13 protein-coding genes and 1 pseudogene are annotated in these 12,002 nt (G+C 37.1%); 10 read left to right on the top strand and 4 right to left on the bottom strand.

Features of this window, described 5'->3' with window-relative positions; all coding sequences use genetic code 11:
- Positions 1–72: 72 nt before the first annotated feature.
- Complete coding sequence (gene dapF, locus RZN25_09935; protein ID MEQ6377140.1) at positions 73–945, top strand: diaminopimelate epimerase; 873 nt, start codon at positions 73–75, stop codon at positions 943–945.
- Positions 946–1,004: 59 nt separating this feature from the next.
- Entirely contained in the window at positions 1,005–1,361 is a 357-nt protein-coding gene (locus RZN25_09940; GenBank protein MEQ6377141.1) for an iron-sulfur cluster assembly accessory protein, read from the top strand.
- Between the two features lie 462 nt (positions 1,362–1,823).
- Here RZN25_09940 and RZN25_09945 read toward each other — a convergent pair whose 3' ends face one another.
- Complete coding sequence (locus RZN25_09945) at positions 1,824–2,807, bottom strand: NAD(P)/FAD-dependent oxidoreductase (protein ID MEQ6377142.1); 984 nt, start codon at positions 2,805–2,807, stop codon at positions 1,824–1,826.
- Between the two features lie 402 nt (positions 2,808–3,209).
- Between RZN25_09945 and RZN25_09950 the strand changes: the two genes are divergently transcribed.
- The 4 genes from RZN25_09950 to RZN25_09965 all read left to right on the top strand — a co-directional run bounded on the left by RZN25_09950 (position 3,210) and on the right by RZN25_09965 (position 6,586).
- Positions 3,210–4,430, top strand: a complete 1,221-nt coding sequence (locus RZN25_09950) for an NAD(P)/FAD-dependent oxidoreductase (protein ID MEQ6377143.1) — start codon at positions 3,210–3,212, stop codon at positions 4,428–4,430.
- A 167-nt stretch (positions 4,431–4,597) separates the two neighbouring features.
- Positions 4,598–5,077: an NUDIX domain-containing protein gene (locus tag RZN25_09955; GenBank protein ID MEQ6377144.1), complete on the top strand. Its 480-nt coding sequence runs from the start codon at positions 4,598–4,600 to the stop codon at positions 5,075–5,077.
- Positions 5,078–5,118: 41 nt separating this feature from the next.
- Positions 5,119–5,409, top strand: a complete 291-nt coding sequence (locus tag RZN25_09960) for a YuiB family protein (protein ID MEQ6377145.1) — start codon at positions 5,119–5,121, stop codon at positions 5,407–5,409.
- 481 nt (positions 5,410–5,890) lie between these two features.
- Entirely contained in the window at positions 5,891–6,586 is a 696-nt protein-coding gene (locus RZN25_09965; GenBank protein MEQ6377146.1) for a 3D domain-containing protein, read from the top strand.
- Positions 6,587–6,612: 26 nt separating this feature from the next.
- Here the strand turns inward: RZN25_09965 and RZN25_09970 are convergent, their stop codons facing one another.
- Complete coding sequence (locus tag RZN25_09970) at positions 6,613–7,083, bottom strand: divergent PAP2 family protein (protein MEQ6377147.1); 471 nt, start codon at positions 7,081–7,083, stop codon at positions 6,613–6,615.
- A gap of 232 nt (positions 7,084–7,315) precedes the next feature.
- Between RZN25_09970 and RZN25_09975 the strand changes: the two genes are divergently transcribed.
- The gene (locus tag RZN25_09975) at positions 7,316–8,803 is read left to right on the top strand and encodes a leucyl aminopeptidase (GenBank protein ID MEQ6377148.1); all 1,488 of its coding nucleotides are present in this window, start codon (positions 7,316–7,318) and stop codon (positions 8,801–8,803) included.
- A gap of 151 nt (positions 8,804–8,954) precedes the next feature.
- On the opposite strand, the gene RZN25_09980 is transcribed toward RZN25_09975, so the two are convergent.
- Together RZN25_09980 and deoD are read right to left on the bottom strand one after the other, a co-directional pair.
- Positions 8,955–9,563, bottom strand: coding sequence for a biotin transporter BioY (locus tag RZN25_09980; GenBank protein MEQ6377149.1), 609 nt, complete (start codon positions 9,561–9,563; stop codon positions 8,955–8,957).
- A 268-nt stretch (positions 9,564–9,831) separates the two neighbouring features.
- Positions 9,832–10,551 (bottom strand): purine-nucleoside phosphorylase, encoded by a 720-nt coding sequence (deoD, locus tag RZN25_09985; protein ID MEQ6377150.1) that lies wholly within the window; start codon positions 10,549–10,551, stop codon positions 9,832–9,834.
- A gap of 157 nt (positions 10,552–10,708) precedes the next feature.
- On the opposite strand from deoD, the gene RZN25_09990 reads away from it, so the two are divergent.
- The 3 genes and pseudogenes from RZN25_09990 (at position 10,709) to tnpA (ending at position 11,703) form a co-directional block, all read left to right on the top strand.
- A complete protein-coding gene (locus RZN25_09990) occupies positions 10,709–10,894 on the top strand; it encodes a hypothetical protein (GenBank protein ID MEQ6377151.1) in 186 nt (61 codons plus the stop codon).
- A 129-nt stretch (positions 10,895–11,023) separates the two neighbouring features.
- Complete coding sequence (locus RZN25_09995; GenBank protein ID MEQ6377152.1) at positions 11,024–11,287, top strand: phosphocarrier protein HPr; 264 nt, start codon at positions 11,024–11,026, stop codon at positions 11,285–11,287.
- Positions 11,288–11,464: 177 nt separating this feature from the next.
- A pseudogene (gene tnpA, locus RZN25_10000) lies at positions 11,465–11,703 on the top strand (IS200/IS605 family transposase).
- Positions 11,704–12,002: the final 299 nt, after the last annotated feature.

Raw genomic sequence — 12,002 nt, forward strand, 5'->3', positions numbered from 1 at the left:
TCACAACCATTCTTTTCAATTTTTGAATTTAAATAATATAATGTTATACATATTTAAGAATAAGGGGAGCAAATCATGAACATTCCTTTTACTAAAATGCACGGGTTAGGTAATAGTTATATTTATATTGATGTTTTTTCATTCGATAAACTAGACGAAAAAGATTATTCTCATTTAGCTCAAGATGTTTCGTCTATTTATACAGGAATTGGTTCAGATGGTCTCATCTTAATCATGCCGTCTGAGAAAGCTGATGTCCGAATGAGGATTTTTAACAAGGACGGATCGGAAGGCAAAAATTGTGGAAATGGTTTACGCTGTGTAGCAAAATACGCCTTCGAAAACAATATTGTTTCAAAGGAAAGCTTTCAGATTGAGACATTAGCTGGAGTTGTTCAAGCGACTGTTCATGTTCAAGACAACATAGTTATTAAAGAAGTAACTGTTAATATGGGTAAACCACGTCTTACCCGAGCCATCATCCCTATGATAGGACCTGAAAGCGAAGAAGTTATAAATGAAAAGTTTGAAATTGGAGAAAACCATCTTAATATAACAGCTGTTTCCATGGGAAACCCTCATGCTGTTTTCTTTGTTGATGATATTGATCAAGCTCCTTTATATGACATTGGAGCAAAAGTTTCATTAGATCCTCGTTTTCCAGAAGGAGTAAATGCTGAGTTTGTAGAAGTGGTTCAGCCCGATGAAATCAATTTCCGTGTCTATGAACGTGGCTCAGGGGTTACTCAGGCATGTGGGACTGGGGCGTGTGCAGCTGCGATTGCTTCTATTCTAAATGGGTTTTCTCATCGAAATAAAGATATAACGGTTCATTTGGCTGGTGGAGATTTGATCATCAAATGGGACTTAGATGGCCAGGTATGGATGACGGGGGCAGCCACAACAGTCGCTAAAGGAAATTACCAATGGTATCCCAATCGTTAAAATTGATGGAGACGGATTTTCACTGTATACTATAAAATAAAGTAAGGGAGGGTTAGTTGATGGTCATTACAATTAGTGAAAATGCAAGTTTACAAGTGAAGGAAATGCTTAAAGAAGAGGAAGGAGATCAACTTCACCTTCGATTTGGAGTCCAAGGTGGAGGGTGTAGTGGTCTATCCTATAAATTAGGATTCGATGCAAACGTTGAAGAAGATGATGTCACCTTTGATTCAAATGGGATTTCGATAGTTGTAAAAAAAGAAGATGTTCCAATCATTGAAGGTACAACGATTGATTTTAAACAAAATATGATGGGTGGCGGATTTACGATCGATAATCCGAATGCGATTGCTTCCTGTGGATGTGGTTCTTCGTTTAGAACGGCAACAGAAGCAGGGTCACCAGAAGGTTGCTAAACAAAATGAAAATTTTAAACACACGAGAAAACATATAAAATCGTGTGTTTTTTATTTTCTTATTGTGATGTGATTAAAAAATGGGAAATTTGATATTACTTCTGAAACAGAAAGGCTTGTCCTCAGGCCGTTAGAGCAAAAGGATTACAGATTTTCCAAACGGGAAAGCTCACTCCTTTAGGTGTGGGATGAGAGTGAGGTCAAATATGGAGTACCACTGTTGAACCGATGGTTTGTGGTGCTCCAAGTATTTGAAGATTTCATTTTTTAAAATACATGTTTGTCTCAGTTTATATATTGCCCGTAAATGTCCGATTGGTTCAAGGGCCTTTAGGTCATACCCTTTGGGTGCTAACAATCAGTGGGGGCCTGATTGAAGTTTCACTTTATGATTTCAACCTTTTTAAGAAATGTAAGATGGCTTGGATATTTTCCAAGCCACTCATTAGATAATTATAAGATTTAAAACATACTGGAAGAGTGTTTAGGTTGTACTTTAGCATCTGGGTCCATATATGCCTTTGCATTATTTATGGCAGTTGGTCCCTCACCAAATCCTGCAGCAATAAGTTTTACTTTTCCATCATAAGTACAAATGTCACCGGCTGCATAAATCCCAGGAATATTAGTTTCCATTTTGGAATTTACAACTATGCTGTTTTTCTCGATATTTAATCCCCATTCCTTAATTGGACCTAAGGAAGAAATGAATCCATAGTTTACAATCAATGCATCTACATCAATTGTTTTAGTTTCTTCACCTTTGGCAGCTTTTAGAACTACTTGCTTAATTTCATCATCACCAATGATTTGCTCAGGAAAATATGGTGTCATAATATTGACCTTAGAATTTTCAAGAAGTTCCACACTGTGTTCATGGGCACGGAATTTATCACGTCGGTGCACAATAGTTACATGTTTGGCAATAGGTTCTAACATGAGAGCCCAATCAACTGCAGAATCTCCGCCTCCGCAAATCATGACGTTTTGACCAGCAAATTGTTGCATGTTTTCCACGTGGTAATACAAGTTTTTTCCTTCAAATTGATTGGCATCGTCAATTTCAATTTTTCTTGGTTGGAAAGCGCCATTACCGGCAGTGATGATAATGGTTTTTGAAAGATGTTCTCCTTTATTAGTGGTTAGCTTAAAAGTTCCATCTTCAAGTTTATCAATATTTTCTACTTCTTGTTCCAAAACGATCGTAGGTTCAAATTTACTCATTTGCTTCTTTAAGTTATCGATTAATTCTTGGGCACGTACCTTTGGAAAACCAGCTACATCATAAATATATTTTTCTGGATACAAAGCGGAAAGCTGTCCCCCTAATTGTGGTAGACTTTCAATGACTTTCACACTTGCTTGACGCATACCAGCATAAAAGGCTGTGAATAATCCTACTGGTCCTCCTCCAATAACAGTAACATCATAAACTTTGTCTGACACAACTCTTACCCCCAACTCATTTTGTAGTCATTTTATAGTAATATGAAATGAAATCGTTTTTATTTTAACATAAAATTTAATTCCGTGTTGTATCAATCATTAATATGTGCAAACTAAAGGAGATTAACTGAATATTTGAAATCCCTTCCTTTGGCTTGCAAATTCATTTAAAAACGACTATTATGTTGGGTAGGAAAGATGTTACGATTTTGTGACAAATTCACACTTATTTAATAATATTTTTTTCGCAGATAGGTGAATATAAACTTCCCTATTTTCATAAGGGCACTAAGGACCTCAAAAGCTAAAATGCCATGTTTTCTAACCTTTTAGTACGTGAATTGAGTCACAAACATTTGCTTTCAAGAACGATCAAAACTTTTAAAATGGAAGTGATACGAAATGCAAAAACCTAAAATTGTCATTCTAGGTGCTGGATATGGTGGAATCATGTCTGCCGTTAATTTACAGAAGCAGTTGGGTGTTAATGAAGCCCAAATCACACTAGTTAATAAACATGATTACCACTACCAAACGACATGGTTACACGAAAATAGTGCAGGTACATTACATCATGATCGTACAAGAATAAAAATTAAGGATGTTGTCGATTTTAACAAGGTTGAATTTATAAAGGATACTGTTACATCCATTCATCCAGAAGAAAAGAAAGTAGTATTGGATAATGGGGAGTTAACATACGATTATCTAGTCATAGCTTTAGGATTTGAAGCAGAGACCTTTGGCATTAAGGGATTAAAGGAACATGCCTTTACAATTAGCACAATTAATAGTGCACGTCTAATTCGACAGCATATTGAGTATTGTTTTGCTAAATACAATAACGTTCCCGAAGAGCGTCAGGATTTATTGAATATCGTTGTAGGGGGAGCAGGTTTTACAGGAATTGAATTTATTGGTGAATTGGCTAACCGTGTACCTGAGTTATGCAAAGAATATGATATACCACGCGAAAAGGTTCGTATTATTAATGTTGAGGCAGCCCCAACAGCGCTACCTGGCTTTGATCCTGCACTAGTCGAGTATGCAATGAACCTATTGGAGTCAAAAGGGGTAGAATTTAAGATTGGAACTGCCATCAAAGAAGCAAATGAAAATGGTCTTATTGTTGAAAAGGATGGGATCCAAGAAGAAATTCCATCTGCAACTGTTATTTGGGCTGCAGGTGTACGTGGGAATTCAATAGTAGAAGAATCTGATCTTGAAACTATGCGTGGTCGCGTGAAGGTTGATCCACATCTAAGAGTACCGAACCATGAAGACATTTTTATCGTTGGGGATTGTGCATTACTTATTAATGAAGAAATTGATCGCCCTTACCCTCCGACAGCACAAATTGCTATCCAAATGGCAGATACTGTGGCCCATAATATTAAGGTGTTAGTTCGTGGTGGTAGTGAGTTGGAAACACTTAAGCCAAATATACAAGGAACGGTTGCATCGTTAGGAGAAGGGGAAGCCATTGGAGTTGTATTTGGTGGGAAAAAGCTATTTGGTTGGACTGCTTCTGTCATGAAAAAAATCATTGATAACCGATACTTGCTTAAATTGGGTGGATTAGGATTACTTCTTAAGAAGGGGAAATTTAATATTTTTCATTAAATTTAAAAGCAAAGGTAGTTTAAATCTATCTTTGCTTTTTTAACAGATAAGCGCGAGAAATGTCTTCACCAAAAATTGACGAATCCCGAGATTTCTAATCGAATGGCTATAAATTATGTGGTAAACTAATCTTCAGTAAAGGGTAATCTTTTGTTAGGGGGATTAGTATGGTAGGGGATTCAAAAAGTATTTGGCTACAAGTGGCCGGAATTGTGATAAGCGAAGAAAACAAATGGCTAGTGGTAAAAAAACAGTTTGGGAGTTTAATTAACCAATGGTCCTTACCAACAGATTTTGTTAATGATGATGAAACTTTGGATGAGGCGGCCATACGACAGGTTCGGGAAGAGACAGGCATTGAGTCTGTTGCATCGGGGATTGTTGGAATACGTACAGGTCTCCTAAAAGATGGAATTAGTGATCATTTAATTCTTTTTTCATTGAAACCAGTAGGTGGAAAGCTAAAGGAAAGTGATGAGAAAAGCATCATCCAATATTTGTCACCTCAAGAACTTTTATTCGAAACTCATACGTCGAGGTTGATCAAATTTTTACTTAGAGATCAGAAGGAACATGTCTCAGAATTTAATCAAGTAAATCCAGGTCACCAGTTTGAATACAAACGTTATAAAATTTTTCGTCCATAGAAAGGGGTAAATCATTGATACTACCGAGATTAATTGTTTCGATGCTCTTATTTTTTGTTTTGTTTTTTGGAATATCTTTTATTTTAAACATGTTACTAAGGAAGACATGGCTAATGGCTATTTTTTTTCCAATCATTCTTATTTTCATAATTGATACCGTACCTGTTTCTTCTTATTTTACAGATACATTGTATGCTTTTTCGGATTTGTGGGATCACGTCATAAACTTGAAAGCAGCAGATGTTTTTATTCTTTCATCTGGATTAGCAGGTACCATCATATCAGGATTCGTCATAAAATTCCTAAGAAAACAAGGATATCAAATGTTTTAGCACTCGCCCTAGGGCGAGTTTTTTTTTCAAGATAGGAGAAAGTATAAAATTTGTCTAGCTCCAGCGCCCTATCGACTAGAGACGGTTCCCTCCTCTCCATCGATAAGTCAACATCGATGAAGGAGGTTCGGTTAAAAACGCGACATCCGATTACTCGGCCCACCGAAAACATTTGTCGCAACACCGAACTGACTCGCAGGATGCGAGCCCTCGTGAACCGTGTTTCCTTTATCTCGGAGGATCGTAGGCTAAAACCGCCACATCGTGTGGCAACGCCTACGTGACCCACATCCTGTGGGCCTCACCGCCTTACGTCGATGATCAAGGGCGCTTGCACTTTCCTATCTGCATAAGTGTAACTAAGGCTTTTGCTATTAGGACTTGAAGATAAGCTGATTTTTCCGAACACCTTTTTCCTTGAATTTCCAAATGTATAAAAAAATCAAATTTTGGAAAGGATGACATGGAAAGAGGTGTTAAGATGAAAGTGGTAAAATCACTGGGTAAACATTGCTTTTTCACGGCGTTATTTTTTGCTGCTTTATTCTCGACCTATACTTCTATTTCAAACGTAGCTGGGGAAGATTTAAAGTTTTGGTTTGAAAATCAGAGAGATCAGATCGGTGCTTATGAAGTATTGACACAAAATTACAATAGAGATTTAGCATTCAAGAAGCAGAAATATAATAATATTCATGCTATGAAAAGATATATTTCTAGTGAAAAAGTAGAAGAGCCAGAATCTATAGAGGATGCCATTGATTTTACAAAATATCCAAAAACATCTGTTGTTGCAACTGGTTATACAGCTGGCATAGAATCTACGGGAAAAAGCAAAGGACACCCAGAATATGGAATTACTTATTCTGGCGTGAGAGTTAAGAGAGATTTATATTCTACAATAGCGGCAGACCTATCTGTATTCCCAATTGGTACAATCCTTTATATTCCTGGTTACGGATATGGAGTTGTAGCTGACAAAGGTTCGGCTATTAAGGGGGATAAAATCGATCTTTACTATGACACGGTAGAGGATGTCTATGATAAATGGGGCAAAAAACGTACGACTGTGTATATAGTGAAAAAAGGAAATGGAATTCTTACAGAAGATGATTTACAAACATTAAATGAAACAGAGTCATTACAAGTGTTTAGAGAACAAATAAGAGAAAGCTAAAAAACCATCCAAACTGGGATGGTTTTTTAAATGGAATACATAATCAATGCCAAAAGGATGCCAGTAATACCTCCAAAGAACACTTCTATAGGCTGATGACCCAATAATTCTTTTAACTCTTGTCGTTTTTCATATTCCTTTTTTTGGTTCCATATTTTAGCTTCCTCGACAAAGTGTTGGAAGTCTTTTACTAACCTGTTAATTACTATGGCTTGCTCTCCTGCATGCCTTCGTACTCCAGTTGCATCAAACATAACAATAATTGCAAATATAGTGGAAACCGCAAACAATGGTGAATCCACACCATTTTCAAATCCAATGGAAGTTGTTAATGCAGTAACAGCTGCCGAATGACTACTAGGCATTCCCCCTGTACTAAAAGCTAATCCAGGTTTGAATTGTTTTGATGTAAAAAAGTGAATAGGAATTTTGACAACTTGTGCAAAAACGATGGCAAATAAAGCTGCCAACAGCGGGATATTTTCAAAAAGCTCCATGAAATTGATAACATCCTCTCTAAAATATAAAGCTAAATTATGTTGCTAAGTGTCCACATTTGTAATTTAAATCCTATTTCCATTATCATAGAGTTATACCGACGTGTAAGATTCTACGTTTTACTGCCACTTCAACATTCAAGTAGTAATTCTTTTTCAACATTATAACATACGTTAAAAGGGTCTAGCACAAGGAACGCTTTTCCAATTTTTCATTACGAGGAGGGTCTTCATGTTTACAGTTAAACCAAAAGAGCAACTTTTTGATTCAACCCAAGCCATTGTTATCGGGCTCTACCATGAAAATCGCCATCAACAAAAAGTGTATCAAGAAATTAATTCTGCATTAGGAGAAGTATTAGATGAGTATGTGAAGCATGGAGATTTGTCGAATGATTATAAGGCAGTTACCAAAGTATACACCCTTGGTCGAATTGAACCAAAAAGAATTTATGTATTAGGACTAGGGAAGAAAAAAGAGCTAACAAGATCATCTTACATAAAGGCAATTGGACATTTAGCCAAGGAATTAAAAAAGGATCGTATTACGCAGTTTTCTTTTGTTTTGGATAGTTTTGTCAGTGACCAATTTTCAGAGGAAGAAGTGTCTACACTCTTTGCTGAAGCTACATTAACAGCTATTTATGACTTCCCCAATTATAAAACCAATAATTCAAAACCACCCTTTGGCTTTGAATCAATTTCTGTAATTACAGATAAGCCTATTCAAAAGGCACTTGATGAAGGGCATACTTATGCTGATGGAATTAATACAGCAAGATACTTAGTACAACTTCCTGGTAATCTCCTTACTGCAACCGATTTGGCCCATTTTGCGGAACACCTTGCTCATGATCTAGGACTAGGCATTGAAATTTTAGAAAAGGAAGATTTAGAACGTTTAGGAATGGGGGCGTTGTTAGCTGTCAACCAAGGGTCTGTAGAGCCTCCTAAAATGATTGTTCTAAAGTACCAAGGAAAGGAAAAATGGGAGGACGTCCTTGGATTAGTAGGGAAAGGAATCACCTTTGACACTGGTGGTTATTCTCTCAAAAGTAAGGAAGGTATCGTTGGCATGAAGAGCGATATGGGAGGAGCAGCTTCCGTATTGGGGGCTATGGAGATTATAGGAAGATTAAAGCCAAAGGAAAATGTAGTCGCGGTTATACCTTCAACCGATAACATGATTAGTGGTTCTGCATTTAAGCCGGATGATGTGATTACCTCTTTCAGCGGAAAGACAATTGAAGTGTTAAACACTGATGCTGAAGGAAGGCTTGCTTTAGCAGATGCCATCACTTATGCAAAACATCATGGGGCAAGTAGGTTGATTGATGTGGCAACACTAACAGGCGGAGTCATTGTAGCCTTAGGGGATTGGATAACAGGGGCCATGACGAATGATCAAGAGTACTATCAGTCCTTTGAAGAAATTACTAAATGGACGGATGAGCCCATTTGGCAATTGCCATACCTACCTGTATATCAAGAAAAAGTTCGGGGAAGTGAGTTAGCAGATTTGAATAATTCACCAGGAAGGAAAGCCCATCCAATCATGGCAGGGTCATTTCTTGCTGAATTTGCTGAAAACACTCCTTGGATTCATTTAGATATTGCAGGGACTTCCACGTCAGATAAAGAATATGATTTAGGTCCAAAAGGCCCAACAGGTGTCATGGTTAAATCGTTGGCAGCTTATATTTTAAAAGGACAGAAATAAGCATTTCTCAAGATAGGGTACCTCTATTAACGAATAATTGCCTGTGAAGAGAGAAAATTGGTAAATATAAAGTGTGTACGGACGAATAGTCTCTAACGGGAAGAGGAAATCAGTTAATAGAACAAGAAGACCGGGCGATTATAGCCCGGTCTTAACTTGCTTTCGTATAAAATTGTGGTAATGATGTTGCTTGTCGAAGTCTTGTAATAAAACTTGGTAAAAATGCTGCAATCAAAATAGCAAGTGCAAAGTCTTTTACAAAAAAGGGCCCCATACCTATCCAAGCTGCAGAAAAAGATATGTTTACATCCAACCAAGTATTTAAGGCTATGTACATAAAATTCGTTCCAATGCCGTAATTCATAATTAATCCTGCAAATGAAGCAAGGAATAAGGTTGACTTTTCTTCATTTTTTCTCCACTCTACAACTTTTCCAGCAATCCATGCAACGAACACGAAGGAAATCAAGAACCCTCCTGTGTTACCAACGATTTCAAATAAGCCACTTTTCATTTGAGCAAAGACCGGGACACCAGCAACACCTACCAACAAATAAGCAAGCATAGAAAAAGCTCCAAGCCTACTACCAAGCAGAAGACCTGCTAAAATAGCGAAAAATGTTTGCAAGGATACCGGAACCATGGTTCCACCAATAGGAACACTTAAAAAAGGTAACCATGTTGAAATATTTGCACCGATTGCCATTAATCCGATAAAAACAGCCCCATAGGTTAAATCAATTGTTCTAAGTTTCTCCATTTCCCCCACCCCTTTAAACAATATCCTATACGAGGAGGGTCTTTATTGTCAACTATTTAAATATATTGGTTAACAATAAAAATAAAGAGACTTCAATCAGTGGCCATCCCTCACTGATTGTTAGCACCCAAGGGTATGACCTAAAGCTCTTTGGACCAATCGGACATTTACGGACTGTAATACCCCCCACCTACTCTTTTCGCTTCCTTAAAGACTTGAGATGGGAGGTATTACTGATCATTCATGCGGGACAAAAAAACATCTACCGTTAGATAGATGATTGTTGTTTTAATGCTGCATCTAATGCAATTTCAATCATATCATTAAAAGTAGTTTCTCTCTCTTTAGCTGTAGTCTCTTCCCCAGTAAGAATGTGGTCACTTACAGTTAAAACAGATAGAGCATTCCGATCATATTTAGCTGCAATTGTGTAAAGCGCAGTAGTTTCCATCTCAACAGCTAGTACTTGATATTTTGCAAGCAAAGCAAAAATCTCTGGGTTATCTCGATAAAAAGAATCGCTAGTAAAAACATTGCCCACTTTAACAGAAAGGTTTTTTTCGATAGCTGAGTCATATGCATTTTTCAAGAGACCAAAATGAGCAGTAGGTGCATAATCAATACCACCAAACACCATACGATTAATCTGGGAATCTGTCGTAGAAGTCATGGCAAGTACTACATCTCTCACTTTGACATCTTTCTGTATAGCTCCACAAGATCCAACACGAATTAATGTTTTGACATCATAGCTCTGAATGAGTTCATTCACATAAATTGAAATGGAAGGGGCACCCATTCCTGTCCCTTGTACAGAAATTCTTTCTCCTTTATAAGTTCCTGTATAACCATACATTCCGCGAACTTCGTTGTATAAGGTTGGGCTTTCTAGAAAATTTTCGGCTATATATTTAGCGCGTAGCGGATCGCCTGGTAACAATATTTTGTCAGCAATTTCTCCATTTTTTGCTCCGATATGCACACTCATTTTATTTCCTCCTCATTAATTTCCTACCTTAATAACGTATCATATCGGTTTCTAGAAAACAAATCAGTAAAAAAGGATTAACTTTCACAAAAAATTCGAAAAAATTACGCTCTCACAGGTATGAAAGCGTTTAAAATAAACTTAGGGGGGGATTATGATGGAAAGTAAAAAGGTTCAAGAATTGGATGTATGGTTAAAAGGGTTAGAGGATGAGCGCACTGCTCTTATTTCGGCTTTGAATGACTACAGTGATCATGTGAAACAACTAGAAGTCAAAAATCGTCTTTATCAAATTGAAGCATGGCTAGATGGAGTCTACGCTAATAAAAATTTGCGTTTTTAAGCCGATTTTTCGGCTTTTTCTTTTTGGTAAGATGCACCTTGTCCACCCTTCATATTTGTAGTTTAAAGTGGAAAAGATATGTAATATAAGGTATGATACAATTGAAAGTATGGGAAAGGAATGAATCCAATGGAAGAACGAGTATATACGATTTTAAGTGATACTGGAATTCACGCTAGACCGGCAACTCTTTTGGTTAATAAAGCTGGTAGATACCAATCAGAATTGGAATTAGAATATAATGGTAAAAAAGTAAACCTTAAATCCATAATGGGTGTTATGTCATTAGGCATTCCTAAAGGTGCAACTGTAAAGGTTATTGCCGACGGATCAGACGAGAAGGATGCAATCCAAGGAATCGATGACATAATGAATGAACATTTTAGTAAGTAGTAATTAACATATGGTTAAACAAAGAAAGCTAGAGAGAACTCTAGCTTTTTTTACAGATTTTCCAAACGAGAAAGCCCACTCCTTGAGGAGAGTGAGGTCAAATACGGAGTACCACATGTCAAACTGATGGTTTGTGGTGCTTTAAGTATTTGAAGATTTCATTTTTTTTACACATTTGTGGCTATCGAATGCGAAAAGGACCATGCCCATATTTTTTATACGCGCCCCCAAAACGAAGTCCTTCAGAGATCATGGCTAAAATGAAAGGATTCACTTCTAAAAAAATAAGAGAGGAGTTCCCGCACCTTCAGCACTTGACTAGCCTATGGACGCGTTCATTTTTTGTGTCCACTGCAGGGAATGTTTCTTCCGAAACCATAAAAAGATATGTTGAAAATCAAAAGAAAAGAAGTTAGAAAGGACAACCCCTACTTATACCATTGAACTTCCACTCTATATCCAACCTTGGCAACAACACCGATTGGAAAAGAAGTTTAAAATCGCTAGACAAGTCTATAATTCTTGCCTAGGGGAAGCCTTAAAGAGAAACAAAGTCGTGAAGTCGGATAAAAAATATCGTCAACTCCTTAAAGAACCTAAAACTAAAGAACGGGATCAGCAACTGTCAGATATTCGTTCGCTCTATGGATTTTCTGAATACGAACTACATAAATTCGGGAAGAATGTACAAAGAAAGTGTAAAGAACATATTGGA

The organism is Bacillaceae bacterium S4-13-56, from assembly GCA_040191315.1.
Classification (GTDB): domain Bacteria; phylum Bacillota; class Bacilli; order Bacillales; family JAWJLM01; genus JAWJLM01.